The sequence below is a fragment of the Sphingomonas sp. Leaf412 genome (assembly GCF_001425405.1).
Lineage (GTDB): Bacteria > Pseudomonadota > Alphaproteobacteria > Sphingomonadales > Sphingomonadaceae > Sphingomonas.
The window spans coordinates 1,395,526-1,409,964 of record NZ_LMQP01000003.1 but is presented as its reverse complement, the minus strand read 5'-3'; the positions used below and the strand labels follow the sequence as shown (position 1 = coordinate 1,409,964).

The window sequence follows — 14,439 nt, the reverse complement described above, 5'->3', positions numbered from 1 at the left end:
GTGGAGTGGCCGGTGCGGCACGATGGCGGGGCCTGCCCCTCCACGATGCCTGCGGCATGGTCCCCCTCCCCGAGCAGGCTCGGGGAGGATCGATGAGCGCCGTCCTTCAGACCACCTCCCTCTCGCGCAGCTTCACGCAGGGGGGCGAGACGATCCACGTCCTGCGCGGCGTCGACCTGTCGGTGTCGCCGGGGGAGATCGTCGCGCTGCTGGGGCCGTCGGGGTCGGGCAAGTCGACGTTGTTGCAGGCGGTCGGCCTGCTGGAGGGCGGGTTCGAGGGATCGATCCGGATCGCAGGCACCGAGGCGGCGAAGCTGGATGCGGCGGGGCGGACCGCGGTGCGGCGCGACCAGCTCGGCTTCGTCTATCAATTTCACCACCTGCTGCCCGATTTCGACGCGACCGAGAATGTCGTCCTGCCGCAGCTGATCCATGGCGCGGAGCGCGCGGCGGCGGAGGAGCGGGCGGCGGTGCTGCTGACCGCGCTGGGCGTCGGGCACCGGTTGCGGCACCGGCCCGCGCAACTGTCGGGCGGCGAGCAGCAGCGCGTCGCGGTGGCGCGCGCGCTGGCGAACCGCCCCGCGCTGGTGCTGGCGGACGAGCCGACCGGGAACCTGGACGAACATACCGCGGACAAGGTGCTGGCCGAATTCCTGCGGCTGGTGCGTGGCGAAGGCTCGGCGGCGCTGGTGGCGACGCATAACGAGCGGCTGGCGGCGAAGATGGACCGCGTCGTGCGCCTGCACGAGGGCGTGCTGACATGAACCCGTGGCGTGACGCGCCGACGTTGGTCGGCCGCCATGCCGTCCTGCGCCCGCTGGAGCCGGGTGATCGCGATGCGCTGGCCGCCGCGGCGGCGGACCAGCTGGACCTGTTCTTCGCCAACGTGTCGCTGTTCGCGGATCCCGACGCGGCGATGGCGGCGATGGTCCGGGAACGCGACGAGGGCCGCGCCTTTCCGCTGGCGGTGTGCCGGCCCGACGGCGCGGTCGTGGGCGTCACGCGGCTGATGCGGATGAACGAAGCGCATCGGCGCGTGGAGATCGGCGGCACCTTCTACGCGCGCGCCGTGCAGCGGACCGGCGTGAACACGGAGGCGAAGCGGATGCTGTTCGCGCATGCGTTCGACGCGATGCGATGCAACGTCGTCCAGATCCGCACCGACTGGTTCAACAAACGGTCGCAGGCCGCGATCGAGCGGCTGGGGGCGAAGCGCGACGGCGTGCTGCGCGGGCATCAGGTGCGGGATGGCCGCGTGCGCGATATCGTGGTCTATTCGGTGCTGGCGTCCGAATGGCCGGGCGTCCGCCGCAACCTCGACTGGCTGCTGGAGCGTGCGCGATGATCGACGATTTGACCGTGAAGGCCGCGGACGGCGGCGCGGTGGCGCTGGACGCGTATCGCGGAAAGGTGCTGCTGGTCGTCAATACCGCGTCGAAATGCGGCTTCACCCCGCAGTATGAGGGGCTGGAGGCGCTGCACCGCACATACGGCGCGCGCGGGTTCGCGGTGCTGGGCTTTCCCTGCAACCAGTTCGGCGCGCAGGAGCCGGGCGATGCCGCGGAGATCGCGAATTTCTGCACGCTGACCTACGACGTGACCTTCCCGGTGTTCGCGAAGGTCGACGTCAACGGCGCGAACGCCGACCCGCTGTTCGAGCGGTTGAAGGCGGAGGCGCCCGGCCTGATGGGGTCGAAGGCGGTGAAGTGGAACTTCACGAAGTTCCTGATCGACCGCGAGGGCCGGACGGTGCGCCGCTACGCACCGACGACCCGGCCGGAAGATATCGCGCGGGATATCGAGGCGTTGCTGTAGGCGGCACAAGTGCTTCGACTTCGCTCAGCATGAACGGGTGGGGGTGATTGTCGCTGCGATCCGTTCGGCCTGAGCGTCGTCGAAGGCCATGCGATGCCGGTCGCCGGTCGGGATTGCGCGACGGGCCGAGCCCTTCGTCGCTGGTCGAATCGCGCCGCGCGCTGTAGCGTCACGGGCATGCAACATTCCGGGTTCGTGCCGCTCCGCATCTTCTCGTCCTACACGATGCTGGACGGCGCGATCGAGCCGAAGGCGATCCCGAAGCGTGCGGCGAAGCTGGGCTTTCCCGCCGCCGCGCTGACCGATCGCAACGGCCTGTATGCCGCCATGGCCTTTTCCGACGCGGCGTTCGGCGCGGGGGTGCAGCCCGTCATCGGCACGATGCTGGGCGTCGCGCGTCCCGGCCTGCCCGAGGGGGTCGCGCCGCAGGTCGACTGGATCGCATTATATGCGCAGGACGCGGGCGGTTACGACAATCTGTGCGCCTTGGTCAGCCACGCCCACCTCGATCGCCCGATCGAGCAGGTGCCGCACGTGCCCTTCGCGATGCTGGCGACGCATGCGGCGGGCGTCATCGCGCTGACCGCGGGGGGCGAGGGCGGGCTGGCGCGCCTGTTCGCGGAGGGGCAGCCCGATCGCGCGCGCGCCTATGTCGATGGATTGACGGCGGCGTTCGGCGACCGATTGTACGTGGAATTGTGCCGCCGCGACGACGCGGTGGAGATGGCGGCAGAGGCGGAGCTGGTCGACCTGGCGTACGACCGCGGCCTGCCGCTGGTCGCGACCAACCCCTGCTGTTTCGAGGAGGCGGCGTTCGGCGACGCGCACGACGCCATGCTGTGCATCGCGCATTCCACCTATGTCGAAAGCGACGACCGCATCCGCAGCTGCGGCCATGCGTGGATGAAGGGCGCGGACGAGATGCGGCGGCTGTTCGCCGATCTGCCCGAGGCGGTCGAGAACACGCTGATCGTCGCGCAGCGCTGCGCGGTGGCGGCGCCCAAGCGCAAGCCGATCCTGCCCAGCCTGGCGGGCGACCGCGAGGGCGAGGCGACGATGCTGCGCGAGGAGGCGCGGCGCGGGCTCGACGCGCGGTTGCAGCGGATCGCGGAACTGGGGAAGGGCGGGGAGGGCGACTGGCGCCGGCCCTATCGCGACCGGCTGGAGTTCGAGCTGGACGTCATCATCCAGATGGGGTTCCCCGGCTATTTCCTGATCGTCGCGGACTTCATCCAATGGGCGAAGGGACAGGACATCCCCGTCGGTCCGGGCCGCGGATCGGGCGCGGGCAGCGTCGTGGCGTGGTCGCTGACGATCACGGATCTGGACCCGTTGCAGCTGGGCCTGCTGTTCGAACGGTTCCTGAACCCCGAGCGCGTGTCGATGCCCGATTTCGACATCGACTTCTGCGAAACGCGGCGCGGCGAGGTGATCCGGTACGTGCAGGAGAAATACGGCCGCGATCAGGTGGCGCAGATCATCACGTTCGGAAAGCTGAAGGCACGCGCGGTGCTGAAGGACACCGGCCGCGTGTTGCAGATGAGCTACGGCCAGATCGACCGGCTGGCGAAGCTGGTGCCCAATCACCCGACCGATCCGTGGGACCTGAAGCGCGCGCTGAACGGCGTGCCCGAGCTGGCGAAGGAATATTCGAACGACAACCAGGTCCGCCACCTGTGGGACCTGGCCACCAAGCTGGAGGGACTGCCGCGCCATTCGTCGACCCACGCCGCGGGCGTGGTGATCGGGGACCGGCCGCTGGCGCAGCTGGTGCCGCTGTATCGCGATCCGCGGTCGGACATCCCGGTGACGCAGTTCGACATGAAATATGTCGAGGATGCCGGGCTGGTGAAGTTCGACTTCCTCGGGCTGAAGACGCTGTCGGTGCTGAAGAAGGCGGTGCAACTGCTGGCGAAGCGCGGCGTCGCGATCGATCTCGACGCGCTGTCGTGGGACGACGAGGCGGTCTACAAATTGCTCCAGAAGGGCGACACGGTGGGCGTGTTCCAGCTGGAATCGGAGGGGATGCGCCGCACGCTGTCCGCGGTCCGCCCGTCGAATTTCGGCGACATCATCGCGCTCGTCTCGCTCTACCGCCCCGGCCCGATGGACAATATCCCGTCGTTCGGCCGCCGCAAGCAGGGGCAGGAGGACATCGCCTATCCACACCCGCTGCTCGAACCGATCCTGAACGAAACCTACGGCATCTTCGTCTACCAGGAACAGGTGATGCAGGCGGCGCAGGTGCTGGCGGGCTATTCGCTGGGCGGCGCGGACCTGTTGCGGCGCGCGATGGGGAAGAAGATCAAGGCGGAGATGGACGCGCAGCGCGCGACCTTCGTCGAGGGATGCGCGACGCATAACCAAATCCCCGCGGCCTACGCCAACCAGCTGTTCGACCTGATCGACAAGTTCGCAGGCTACGGCTTCAACAAGTCGCACGCCGCGGCCTACGCCCTGCTGGCGTACCAGACCGCGTGGTTGAAGGCGCATCACCCGGCCGAATTCTACGCCGCATCGATGTGCTACGACCTGCACCTGACCGACAAGCTGGCGGTGTTCGTCGACGATGCGCGGCGCATGGGCGTGCCGCTGCTGCCGCCGTGCATCAACGCCAGCGTGGCGGAATTCGATGTCGAGGAGACGGCGGAGGGCAACGCCGTGCGCTACGCGCTGGCCGCGCTGAAATCGGTCGGCGAGGGCGCGATGGAGAAACTGGTCGAGGAACGCGCGAACGGCGCCTTCGCCACGATCGACGATTTCGCCACGCGCGTCGATCCGCGGCTGGTGAACAAGCGGCAGCTGGAGACGCTGGCCGCGGGCGGCGCGTTCGACGCACTGGAGCCCGATCGCGCGAAGGTCCATGCGGTCGCGGAAACGATGCTGGCGGTCGCCGCGCGCACGCATGAAGGGCGGATCAGCGGGCAGGGCGGCCTGTTCGGTGCGGAGGCGCATGCTGGCGACGCGATCAAGCTGCCGCAGTCGGTCCGCTGGAGCATCGCGGACCGGATGGAGCAGGAGAAGGAGGCGTTCGGCTTCTATTTCTCCGCCCACCCCGTCGATCGCCACCGCCACCTGGCCAAGATGCACGGCGCGCGCAGCTATGCCGCGCTCGGCGACCTGGCGATCGCGGACGGCGCGCGCGTCGGCGCGACGATGGCGGTGCTGGTGGAGGAGGCGCGCTGGCGCACGTCGGCGCGCGGCAAGAGGTACATGATGGCGACGCTGTCCGACGCCAGCGGGCAGTTCGTCGCGACCTGTTTCGACGATCCCGTCGCGAAGGACCTGGAGGATGCGGCGCGGGTCGGCGGCTGCGCGCTGGCGACGGTCGAGCTGGATCGACGCCCGGGCGAGGAGACGCCGCGCGTGACGGTGAAGGCGCTGAAGCCGTTCGAGGGGCTGGCGACCACCACGCGCTTCGCGCTGGAGGTGACGGTGGCGGACGCGCGCGGGGTCGCGGGGCTGGCCGCGTTGCTGGGGTCGGAGCGCGATGCGCGGGGGAAGGTGACGTTGCTCGCGCCCCTGCCCGACGGGGCGGTCGCGCGCGTGCTGCTGGGGCGGCATTTCCGCATCGACGCCGAACTGGCGGACCATATCGAGGCGCTGCCGGGCGTCACCGCGGTCGCGTTCGATATCGAGGAGACGCGGCTGAAGTCGGTCGGCTGACGCGACGTTGCGCGCCCGGTCGCATCGCCCTAGGTTGTCCCAAATCAAGCATCGGAGCCCACATGACCACCTTCGACGATCGCGAGCGCGCCTTCGAAACCAAGTTCGCGCGTGACGAGGAAGTCGCGTTCCGCATCACCGCGCGGCGCAACCGCCTGGTCGGGCAATGGGCCGCGACGCTGATGAAGCTGACCCCGGAGGAGGCGGATTCCTATTCCAAGGCGGTGGTGCAGGCCGATTTCGAGGAGGCGGGGGACGAGGACGTCGTGCGCAAGCTGGTCGGCGACCTAACCGCCGCGGGCGTCGACATGGACGAGGCCACCGTCCGCCGCGCGCTGGACGAGCAGACCGTCGAGGCGCGCCGCCAGCTCATGCAGTCGGAATAGCGACATGCCGATGGCAGCCGATGAGATCGTGGCGCTCATCACCGCCGCGATCCCCGATGCGACGGTCGAGATGACCGACCTGGCGGGCGACGACGACCACTGGGCCGCGCGGGTCGTCAGCGCGTCCTTCGCCGGGATGCCGCGGGTGAAGCAGCACCAGGCGGTCTATGCCGCGCTGGGCGGGCGGATGGGCGGCGTGCTCCACGCCTTGCAGCTGACGACCGCCGTCCCGAAATAGCGTCCTCGGACGATCAAGGAATTTGCGACATGACCGAAGACGCCAACGCCCGCATCGATGCGGTGGTGAAGAACAACGCCGTCGTCCTGTTCATGAAGGGCACGCCGCTGTTCCCGCAGTGCGGCTTCTCCAGCCGCGCGATCGCGATCCTGGAGCGGCTGGGCGCCGAGTTCGAGAGCGTCGACGTGCTTCAGGACCAGGGCGTGCGCCAGGGGATCAAGGCCTATTCGGACTGGCCCACGATCCCGCAGCTGTACGTGAACGGCGAATTCGTCGGCGGGTCCGACATCATGATGGAGATGTACGAATCGGGCGAGCTGGCCGACCTGCTGAAGGCGGAGGCGGCGTAGGCACCGGGTGCGGGCGGGGGCGCGAGATCGAAGAAGCGGGCCCCCGCCCGGCTGAAAGCGTCGAGACGCTCGGTGCACGATCCATTCTGCATCCCCCGTGCCACGACACGCCGGCGACGGAGTTGCGCGGGTTTCGATGGTTAATCGCGCGGGTGCGGGCGGGACAGGTGTAAGCCTGACCGACAGTCAGTCGTCGGCGACGCACGCGATCGCGCGGCCGTCCGGATAGGTGAAGGTGGCGTTCCGGCCCTTGCCGCGCAATTCGCCCCCCTTCCCGCCGTACCAGATGCCCGACGCCGGATGCTGCCCCGCCAGCGTTGCGGCGATGCCTGCCCCGCGCAGCCGGACGTTATCCGCCCGGTTGTCGAACCGGGCATCGAGCGTGACGGCGCCCGCGCAGCGATAGGTCGCGACCGCTACCGCGGGCATCCCGGCGGGCAGCAGCCGTCGCGGAGTGACCCGGTCGTAGGCGGCGACGGAATTGCTGGCGTCCGCCGCCGCATCCGCGATGTCGACCGTCGACGATGCGTCGCGCGCCCGCGATCCGCACGCGGCCAAAAGGCAGGCGGCGAGGGACACCAGCGCCGCCCGCGCGATCGTCACGGCCGCAGGCTGTCGTCGTCGCGATCCGCGATCTCGCCCTCGGCCACGGTGCCGTCCTCGAAATCCTCCTGAAGGTCGTCTTCCTCCAGGTCCTCCTCGTCCTGCGCGGCGCCGGAATCGACGGTGCCGACCTCGCCCTCCGCCATGGTCAGCGCGTCCTCGTCCTCGTCGTCGTCCTGGTCCACGTCGGGTTCCAGATCGGTGATGATCGTCCCGTCGCTGGGGCCGTCGCGCGTCGCCTCCAGGATTTCGGCGCGCTGGCTCTCGTCGTAGCCGTCCTCGTCGTAGCCGTCGTCGCCGGAACCGTGGCTGTTCACCTGGTGGCCGCCCATCGCGTTGCGCTCCTTCGTTTTATTCGTTTCCGTCGAACGGCGCATGAGGGGCGGGGTTCCGTCAGGTCGCGGCGAACAGCCGACCGCGCTCGGTCGATGCGACGATCAGCAGCGCGAGGCCGGACGCCACGACGAAGCCCGTCGCCAGCGGCAGCGTGGTGCCGTCGAACGCCTGTCCGACGACCGCGCCGATCCCGACCGCGATCGAGATGCTCAGGAACCCCTGCACGCTGGACGCGACGCCCGCGATATGGCCCATGTCCTCCATCGCCATGGCGGAGAAATTGGCGGTCGACAGGCCGAAGGACGCCATCGTCACCGCCTGCAATATCGCGAAGGTCAGCAGGCTTTCGTGGCCGGACGCGGCGATGGCGAGGTGGACGATGCTGGCGACCAGCATCGCGGCGACCGCGCCATGCCCCAGCCGCCGCATTCCCAGCCGCATGACCAGCCGCGCGTTGAACAGGTTCGCGACCGCCATCGTGGACGCGGTCGCGCCGAAGATGACGACCAGCAGGTCGGCGCGCGCGAAGGTCTGCGCCATGATCTGCTGCACCGAATTGAGGTAGCCGTACAACGCGCCCAGCAGCACCGCCGTCGCCAGCGTGTAGCCCAGCGAGCGGCGGTCGGTGACGGTCGTCCGCCATCCCGCCAGGATGCGCGACAACGACATCGGCAGCCGGTCCCCGGCGTGCAGCGTCTCGGGCATCCGCCACGCGAACCATGCCAGCACGATGCCCGCGGTCGCCACGATCGCCCAGAAGATGTCGCGCCACCCGCCGAACACCAGCACCGCGGCGCCGAAGGCGGGCGCCAGCACGGGGACGATCATGAACACCATCATCACGATCGACATCACCCGCGCCATCGCGCGCCCGTGGAAGCAGTCGCGCACCATCGCGACGGTCGCGACGCGCGTGGCGGCGACCGCGAGCCCGCCCATCAGCCGTGCCGCCAGCAGCAACGGAAAGCTGGCCGCGACCGCGCAAAGGGCGTTGGCGACGGCGTAGATCGCCAGCGCGACGATCAGGACGCGGCGGCGGCCGTAGCGGTCGGCGAGCGGCCCGTGGATCAACTGCCCCGCGCCGAACCCGGCGAAGAAGGCGGTGATGACATATTGGTTCGCGTTCGCGTCCGCGGTGCCCAGCGCCGATCCGATCGCGGGCAGCGCGGGCAGCATCGAATCGATCCCCAGCGCGCCCAGCGCCATCAGCGCGGCGACCAGCGCCACGAATTCGGGCAACGCCAGCGGCGCGCCGTGCCCGGCGGGAAGGGGGGTGTCGCGATCGGCCATGGCGGCGCCTGTAGGCGGCGGAGCGGGCGGTGTCACGGTTGAAGGGTGGCCGTGCGGCGGCCGGGCGGCTATATCGGTCGTCCAAGGAAAACGGATAGTTGCATATGCTCGACACCCCCGCCGAACAGGTCCCGACGCTGAGCCTCGCGGATCAGGACCGCGACCCCGACGGCTTCGCCGCCGCCTTCGGCGGGTCGTTCGAACGCTTCGGTTTCGCGATCGTCGCGGACCACGGCGTGCCGCAGGACCTGATCGCGCGTGCGTGGCGGGAGACCGAGGCGCTGTTCGCCCTGCCCGATGCGGAGAAGCGCGGCTATTTCGTCGAGGGCGGCGGCGGCGCGCGCGGCTATACGCCGTTCAAGACGGAAATCGCGAAGGACGCGACGCACGTCGACCTGAAGGAATTCTGGCATGTGGGGCGCGAGCTGCCCGCGGGGCATCGCTTCGCCGACGTCATGTCGCCCAACATCTGGCCGACGCGCCCCGCGGGGTTCCGGGACACGTTCGTCGAGCTGTTCGCCGCGTTCGATCGCGCAGGCGACCGCCTGCTGTCCGCGATCGCGCGGCACCTGGGGCTGACCCCCGACTGGTTCGATCCGGCGGTGAAGCACGGCAATTCGGTGCTGCGCCTGCTCCACTATCCGCCGATCCCCGCCGATGCGGAAGGGGTCAGGGCGGGCGCGCATGAGGATATCAACCTCATCACCCTGCTGCTGGGCGCGGAGGAAGCGGGGCTGGAACTGCTGGATCGCGAGAACGGCCGCTGGCTGGCGATCAAGCCGCCCGAGGGGGCGATGGTCGTGAACGTCGGCGACATGCTGCAACGGCTGACGAACCACGTCCTGCCGTCGACCACGCACCGCGTCGTCAACCCGCCGCCCGAGCGGCGCGGGCATTCGCGCTATTCCATGCCCTTCTTCCTGCACCCCGCGCCCGATTTCCTGATCGAGACGTTGCCGGGATGCGTATCGGCGGCGCGGCCGGACCGGTATCCGACGCCGATCACCGCGCATGATTACCTGCACGAGCGGCTGGTGGAGATCGGGCTCATCAAGGCCTGATCCTCACCACCTCCGTTCGCCCTGAGCGAAGTCGAAGGGTATCCGCCGACGGTCGCGCACAGGCTTCGACGTCGCTCAGCCCGAACGGGGGTCATGGTCAGCCCGACCGGAGGTGGTGGGCGGCGTGCCCTACCGCCGCAACAATCCGCCCAGCACGCCGCGCATCACCTGCCCCAGCAGGCCGCCGGACTTCCCCCGCCCGCCGCCCAGCACCGCCTTCGTCACCTCGCTCGCCACCGTGCGCCCGATCGTGGACGAGGCGGAGCGGGTCGCCGACGTTACCGCCTTGTTCCACGGCGAGTTCGCCGCCTCGCGCTCCGCCGCGCGCTGCGTGCGCTCCGCCTCGCGCGCCGCGCGGTCGGCCTCGCGCCGGTCGGCGATGCGCGCGCGCTCCGCTTCCTTGGCGAGGCGCGCGTCCTCCTTCGCCTGCAACGCCGCGGCCTTCGCCGCATCGTCCTGCGCGCGCGCGGCGGAAACGGCCGCGGCGGCCTCCTGCGTCTTGGCCGCCAGCAATTCCTCCGCCGATTCGCGATCCACCAGCGTGTCGTATTTCTCCCCGATCGCATCGTTGGCGATCAGCACGCCGCGCTCCACCGCGGTCAGCGGGCCGACGCGGCTGGCGGGCGGGCGGATCAGCGTGCGTTCGACCGGCGACGGCGCGCCATCGGGCCGGAGCAGCGACACCAGCGCCTCGCCGACCTTCAATTCGGTGATCGCGGCCTTCACGTCGATCGCGGGGTTGGGCCGGAACGTGTCCGCCGCCGCCGCCACCGCCTTCTGGTCGCGCGGGGTGAAGGCGTTCAGCTTGTGCTGCACGCGATTGCCCAGCTGTCCGGCGACCTTGTCGGGGATGTCGATCGGATTCTGCGTGATGAAATAGACGCCGACGCCCTTGGAGCGGATGAGGCGCACGACCTGCTCGATCTTCTCCGCCAGCGCCTCGGGCGCGTCGTCGAACAGCAGGTGCGCCTCGTCGAAGAAGAAGCACAGCACCGGCCTGTCGACGTCCCCGACCTCGGGCAGCGCCTCGAACAATTCGGACAGCAGCCACAACAGGAACGTCGCGTACAATTTGGGCGAGGACATCAATTTGTCCGCCGCCAGCACGTTCACGATGCCCCGGCCGCGATCGTCGGTGCCGATGAAATCGTGGAGGTCCAGCGCAGGCTCGCCGAAGAAATGCTCGGCCCCCTGGCTGCGCAATTGCAGCAGCGATCGCTGGATCGCGCCGATCGATTGCTTGCTGACATTGCCGTATGTGGTCGTCAGCTCGTCGGCGCGGTCGCCGCAATGCGTCAGGATCGCCTGGAGATCGTCGAGGTCGATCAGCAGCAGCCCGTCCTTGTCCGCGACGTGGAACGCGATCGTCAGGACGCCCTCCTGCACCTCGTTCAGCGCCATCAGGCGGGCGAGGAGCAGCGGTCCCATTTCGCTGATCGTGGTACGGATCGGGTGGCCCTGTTCGCCGTACAGGTCCCAGAACTGCACCGGCGTGTCGGCATAGGCCCAGTCGGTCATGCCGATCTCCGCCGCGCGTGCGGCGAAGATGGGGTGGGTCTTGGCGGTGGGGGACCCGGGCATGGCGAGGCCCGACAGGTCCCCCTTCACGTCCGCGACGAAGCACGGCGTGCCCGCGGCGGAGAATCCCTCGATGATCCCCTGCAACGTCACGGTCTTGCCCGTGCCGGTCGCGCCCGCGATCAGGCCGTGGCGATTGGCGCGCTTCAGTTCCAGGTTCTGCGGCTGCGCGCCGCCCGCCTGCGCGCCGATGAAGATGCTGCCCTCGGTCACTCGCCGTCCTCCCGTGTTTGCGCCGACCTTAGGTGTCGGCGCGGCGGTGGGGAAGCGATCGCGTGCAGGCGCTATGCCGCGTAGGGTGGCCGGTCCAGCCCGGCGGGGGAGGTCGTGAAGATCTCGCACCCGTCCTCGGTGATGCCGATCGAATGTTCGAACTGCGCCGACAGCGACCGGTCGCGCGTCACCGCCGTCCACCCGTCCTCCAGCAGTTTCACGTCCGGGCGGCCGATGTTTATCATCGGTTCGATCGTGAAGATCATGCCGGGCTTCAACTCCGGCCCGGTCCCCGGACGACCGACGTGGACCACCTCCGGCGCGTCGTGGAACAGGCGGCCCAGGCCATGGCCGCAGAAATCGCGCACCACGCCGTAGCGATGCCCTTCCGCATGCCGCTGGATCGCATGCGCGACGTGGCCCATCGTGTTGCCGGGCCGCGCCTGCTCGATGCCCAGCATCAGGCATTCGTACGTGACGTCGACCAGCCGCCGCGCCTTCAACGGCACGTCGCCGATCAGGTACATGCGGCTGGAATCGCCGTGCCAGCCGTCGAGGATGGGGGTGACGTCGACGTTGACGATCTCCCCCGATTTCAGCGCGCGATCGCCGGGAATGCCGTGACAGACGACGTGGTTGATCGAGATGCAGCTGGAATGGGTGTAGCCGCGATAACCCAGCGTCGCGGGCGTGCCGCCGCGCGCCACGACGAAATCGTGGATCATCCGGTCGATCTCGCCCGTCGTCACGCCCGGCACCATGTGCGGGACCAGCATGTCCAGCGTCTCGGCGCACAGCCGCCCCGCCGCATGCATCCCCGCGAACGCCTCCGGTCCATGCAGCTTGATCGCGCCCGTGCGCACGAGCGGGGCGTCGGAGGTGACGGTCACGTATTCGGTCATCGGCGCGATATAGCGTGGTGCGTACGGCTTTGCGAGGCTATGCCCACGCACATGGCAGAGGAACGCATCTGGACCGCGGCGCTGGCGGTGATCGGCGACGAGATCCTGTCGGGGCGCACGCAGGACAGGAATATCGCGCAGGTCGCGCAGTGGCTGAACGTGCAGGGCATCCGGCTGGCCGAGGTGCGCGTCGTCGCGGATCGCGAGGAAGCGATCGTGGAGGCGGTGAACACGTTGCGCGCCCGCAACGACTATCTGTTCACCACCGGCGGGATCGGGCCGACGCACGACGACATCACCGTCGATGCCATCGCCGCGGCGCTGGGCGTGGCGGTCGTGCATCATCCCAAGGCGGTCGCGGTGCTGACGCGCTATTACGAATCGAAGGGCGGGGCGGTGACCGAGGCGCGATTGCGCATGGCGCGCGTGCCCGAGGGCGCGGACCTGATCGAGAACCGGCTGTCGGGCGCGCCGGGCATCCGCATCGGCAACGTCTTCATAATGGCAGGCGTCCCGCACATCACCGCGGGGATGCTCGACGCGCTGACCGGCACGCTGGAGGGCGGGCGCCCGGTGGTCAGCAAGTCGATCGGCGGCTGGGTCGCGGAAAGCGAGGTCGCGGACTTGCTGAGCGCGGCCGAGAAGCGCCACGCGGGCGTCGCGATCGGCAGTTATCCGTTCTTCCGCGAAGGGCGCGTGGGCGCCAATTTCGTGGTGCGCTCGCCCGACGAAGCGTTGGTCGATGCCTGCCTGAACGACCTGACCGCCGAGCTGGAGGCGGTGGGATATGAGGTGACGGCGGGGGGCATCTAGCCGCTACCCTGCCTCATTGTTCTCCCGCGAAGGCGGGAGCCCAGACTGGGTCCCCGCCTTCGCGGGGACACGAAAGGATCTAAGCGAACGGCAACCCCGGCTGCACCGGTCCCTCCGCCTCGCGCATCAGTCCCGACAGCGTCAGGCCCAGCAGGCGGATACCGCCCGGCACGGGCAGCTCGGCCAGCAGCAGCGACCATCCCGTCTCCAGCAGCACCTCCCGCGTCGTCACCGCCACCGTGGTCGACCGCGCGCGCGTGACGGTGCGGAAATCGGCGTGGCGCAGTTTCAGCGTCACCGTCCGCCCGCGCGCCTCGTGCCGCTCGATGCGGATCCAGGCGGCGTCGGCGACGCGTTCTAGGGCAGCGCGCAGGTCGTCCTCCCCGGTCAGGTTGGTTTCGAACGTCCGTTCCGCACCGATCGACTTCGCCTCCCGGTCGGCGCGCACCGGACGCTCGTCGATCCCGCGCGCGGCGCCGTACAGGTAATCCGCATGGCTGCCGAAATGCGCGCGCAGGACATCGATCGGGCGGTCGCGCAGGTCCGCGCCGGTTTCGATCCCCAGCCGCGCCATCTTCGCCGCGGTGACGGGGCCGACGCCGTGGAAGCGCTTTACCGGCAGCGCGGCGACGAACGCCGCGCCCTTCGCGGGCGGGATGACGCACAGGCCGTCGGGCTTGTTCTGGTCCGATGCCAGTTTCGCGACGAACTTGTTGTAGCTGACCCCCGCCGATGCGGTCAGCGCGGTATCGGCGCGGATGCGCGCGCGGATCTCCTGCGCGATCGCCTTCGCCGATCCCAGCGCGCGGCGGTCCTGGGTCACGTCCAGATACGCCTCGTCCAGCGACAAAGGCTCGATCAGGTCGGTATAGTCGGCGAAGATGGCGTGGATCTGCCGGCTGACCGCGCGATACACGTCGAAGCGCGGGGGCACGAACACCAGGTCGGGACAGCGCCTGAGCGCGGTGACGGAGGGCAGGGCGGACCGCACCCCGAACGCGCGCGCCTCGTAACTGGCCGCCGCCACGACCCCGCGTCCCTTCGCGCTGCCCACCGCCACCGGCCGCCCGCGCAGGTCGGGCGCGTCGCGCTGCTCCACCGACGCGTAGAAGGCGTCCATGTCGATGTGGATGATCTTGCGAGTGTTTTCGGTCACTCCGCCGGATATAGCATTCCTCCCCGGAACGG

Annotated in this window: 15 protein-coding genes; 9 read left to right on the top strand and 6 right to left on the bottom strand. The window is 69.5% G+C overall.

Translation table 11 applies throughout. From position 1 onward, the window contains the following. The first annotated feature begins 92 nt into the window (after positions 1-92). From ASG29_RS13910 to grxD, 7 genes are all read left to right on the top strand, one after another. Complete coding sequence (locus ASG29_RS13910) at positions 93-764, top strand: ABC transporter ATP-binding protein (protein ID WP_055985010.1); 672 nt, start codon at positions 93-95, stop codon at positions 762-764. Beyond that, positions 761-1,345 (top strand): GNAT family N-acetyltransferase, encoded by a 585-nt coding sequence (locus ASG29_RS13905; protein ID WP_055985007.1) that lies wholly within the window; start codon positions 761-763, stop codon positions 1,343-1,345. The genes ASG29_RS13910 and ASG29_RS13905 overlap by 4 nt, the downstream gene beginning before the upstream one ends. Next, positions 1,342-1,815, top strand: a complete 474-nt coding sequence (locus ASG29_RS13900; protein WP_200932468.1) for a glutathione peroxidase — start codon at positions 1,342-1,344, stop codon at positions 1,813-1,815. The genes ASG29_RS13905 and ASG29_RS13900 overlap by 4 nt, the downstream gene beginning before the upstream one ends. A 177-nt stretch (positions 1,816-1,992) precedes the next feature. Beyond that, positions 1,993-5,481 (top strand): DNA polymerase III subunit alpha, encoded by a 3,489-nt coding sequence (gene dnaE, locus ASG29_RS13895; RefSeq protein ID WP_055985001.1) that lies wholly within the window; start codon positions 1,993-1,995, stop codon positions 5,479-5,481. Between the two features lie 62 nt (positions 5,482-5,543). Beyond that, the gene (locus tag ASG29_RS13890; RefSeq protein ID WP_055984999.1) at positions 5,544-5,867 is read left to right on the top strand and encodes a DUF1476 domain-containing protein; all 324 of its coding nucleotides are present in this window, start codon (positions 5,544-5,546) and stop codon (positions 5,865-5,867) included. Positions 5,868-5,871: 4 nt separating this feature from the next. After that, positions 5,872-6,105 (top strand): BolA/IbaG family iron-sulfur metabolism protein, encoded by a 234-nt coding sequence (locus tag ASG29_RS13885; RefSeq protein WP_055984996.1) that lies wholly within the window; start codon positions 5,872-5,874, stop codon positions 6,103-6,105. A 29-nt stretch (positions 6,106-6,134) separates the two neighbouring features. Continuing rightward, complete coding sequence (grxD, locus tag ASG29_RS13880; RefSeq protein ID WP_055984993.1) at positions 6,135-6,455, top strand: Grx4 family monothiol glutaredoxin; 321 nt, start codon at positions 6,135-6,137, stop codon at positions 6,453-6,455. A gap of 186 nt (positions 6,456-6,641) precedes the next feature. Here grxD and ASG29_RS13875 read toward each other — a convergent pair whose 3' ends face one another. The 3 genes from ASG29_RS13875 to ASG29_RS13865 all read right to left on the bottom strand — a co-directional run bounded on the left by ASG29_RS13875 (position 6,642) and on the right by ASG29_RS13865 (position 8,684). Next, the gene (locus ASG29_RS13875) at positions 6,642-7,058 is read right to left on the bottom strand and encodes an MliC family protein (protein WP_055984990.1); all 417 of its coding nucleotides are present in this window, start codon (positions 7,056-7,058) and stop codon (positions 6,642-6,644) included. Next, entirely contained in the window at positions 7,055-7,390 is a 336-nt protein-coding gene (locus tag ASG29_RS13870) for a hypothetical protein (protein ID WP_055985703.1), read from the bottom strand. Before ASG29_RS13870 ends, ASG29_RS13875 begins: the two co-directional genes overlap by 4 nt. A 61-nt stretch (positions 7,391-7,451) precedes the next feature. Beyond that, a complete protein-coding gene (locus ASG29_RS13865) occupies positions 7,452-8,684 on the bottom strand; it encodes a multidrug effflux MFS transporter (RefSeq protein WP_055984988.1) in 1,233 nt (410 codons plus the stop codon). 104 nt (positions 8,685-8,788) lie between these two features. On the opposite strand from ASG29_RS13865, the gene ASG29_RS13860 reads away from it, so the two are divergent. After that, positions 8,789-9,745 carry an isopenicillin N synthase family dioxygenase gene (locus ASG29_RS13860; RefSeq protein ID WP_055984985.1) on the top strand — a complete coding sequence of 319 codons (957 nt, stop codon included), beginning with the start codon at positions 8,789-8,791 and terminating at the stop codon, positions 9,743-9,745. A 129-nt stretch (positions 9,746-9,874) separates the two neighbouring features. Here the strand turns inward: ASG29_RS13860 and ASG29_RS13855 are convergent, their stop codons facing one another. Both ASG29_RS13855 and map read right to left on the bottom strand, forming a co-directional pair. Continuing rightward, positions 9,875-11,536, bottom strand: coding sequence for a helicase HerA-like domain-containing protein (locus ASG29_RS13855; RefSeq protein ID WP_055984982.1), 1,662 nt, complete (start codon positions 11,534-11,536; stop codon positions 9,875-9,877). A gap of 71 nt (positions 11,537-11,607) precedes the next feature. Beyond that, the gene (gene map, locus ASG29_RS13850; RefSeq protein WP_055984979.1) at positions 11,608-12,438 is read right to left on the bottom strand and encodes a type I methionyl aminopeptidase; all 831 of its coding nucleotides are present in this window, start codon (positions 12,436-12,438) and stop codon (positions 11,608-11,610) included. A 51-nt stretch (positions 12,439-12,489) separates the two neighbouring features. On the opposite strand from map, the gene ASG29_RS13845 reads away from it, so the two are divergent. After that, positions 12,490-13,251: a competence/damage-inducible protein A gene (locus ASG29_RS13845; RefSeq protein ID WP_055984976.1), complete on the top strand. Its 762-nt coding sequence runs from the start codon at positions 12,490-12,492 to the stop codon at positions 13,249-13,251. A 79-nt stretch (positions 13,252-13,330) separates the two neighbouring features. On the opposite strand, the gene dinB is transcribed toward ASG29_RS13845, so the two are convergent. Further along, the gene (gene dinB, locus ASG29_RS13840) at positions 13,331-14,407 is read right to left on the bottom strand and encodes a DNA polymerase IV (RefSeq protein ID WP_268796239.1); all 1,077 of its coding nucleotides are present in this window, start codon (positions 14,405-14,407) and stop codon (positions 13,331-13,333) included. Positions 14,408-14,439 lie beyond the last annotated feature (32 nt).

What these genes read in the sequence shown, in the direction of transcription:
- ASG29_RS13885 (WP_055984996.1), top strand. Translation starts at nt 5,872, where the DNA reads ATGCCGATGGCAGCCGATGAGATCGTGGCGCTCATCACCGCCGCGATC.
- ASG29_RS13870 (WP_055985703.1), bottom strand. Translation starts at nt 7,390, where the DNA reads ATGGGCGGCCACCAGGTGAACAGCCACGGTTCCGGCGACGACGGCTAC.
- ASG29_RS13890 (WP_055984999.1), top strand. Translation starts at nt 5,544, where the DNA reads ATGACCACCTTCGACGATCGCGAGCGCGCCTTCGAAACCAAGTTCGCG.
- map (WP_055984979.1), bottom strand. Translation starts at nt 12,438, where the DNA reads ATGACCGAATACGTGACCGTCACCTCCGACGCCCCGCTCGTGCGCACG.
- ASG29_RS13900 (WP_200932468.1), top strand. Translation starts at nt 1,342, where the DNA reads ATGATCGACGATTTGACCGTGAAGGCCGCGGACGGCGGCGCGGTGGCG.
- ASG29_RS13845 (WP_055984976.1), top strand. Translation starts at nt 12,490, where the DNA reads ATGGCAGAGGAACGCATCTGGACCGCGGCGCTGGCGGTGATCGGCGAC.
- ASG29_RS13905 (WP_055985007.1), top strand. Translation starts at nt 761, where the DNA reads ATGAACCCGTGGCGTGACGCGCCGACGTTGGTCGGCCGCCATGCCGTC.
- ASG29_RS13860 (WP_055984985.1), top strand. Translation starts at nt 8,789, where the DNA reads ATGCTCGACACCCCCGCCGAACAGGTCCCGACGCTGAGCCTCGCGGAT.
- ASG29_RS13910 (WP_055985010.1), top strand. Translation starts at nt 93, where the DNA reads ATGAGCGCCGTCCTTCAGACCACCTCCCTCTCGCGCAGCTTCACGCAG.
- ASG29_RS13865 (WP_055984988.1), bottom strand. Translation starts at nt 8,684, where the DNA reads ATGGCCGATCGCGACACCCCCCTTCCCGCCGGGCACGGCGCGCCGCTG.
- dnaE (WP_055985001.1), top strand. Translation starts at nt 1,993, where the DNA reads ATGCAACATTCCGGGTTCGTGCCGCTCCGCATCTTCTCGTCCTACACG.
- grxD (WP_055984993.1), top strand. Translation starts at nt 6,135, where the DNA reads ATGACCGAAGACGCCAACGCCCGCATCGATGCGGTGGTGAAGAACAAC.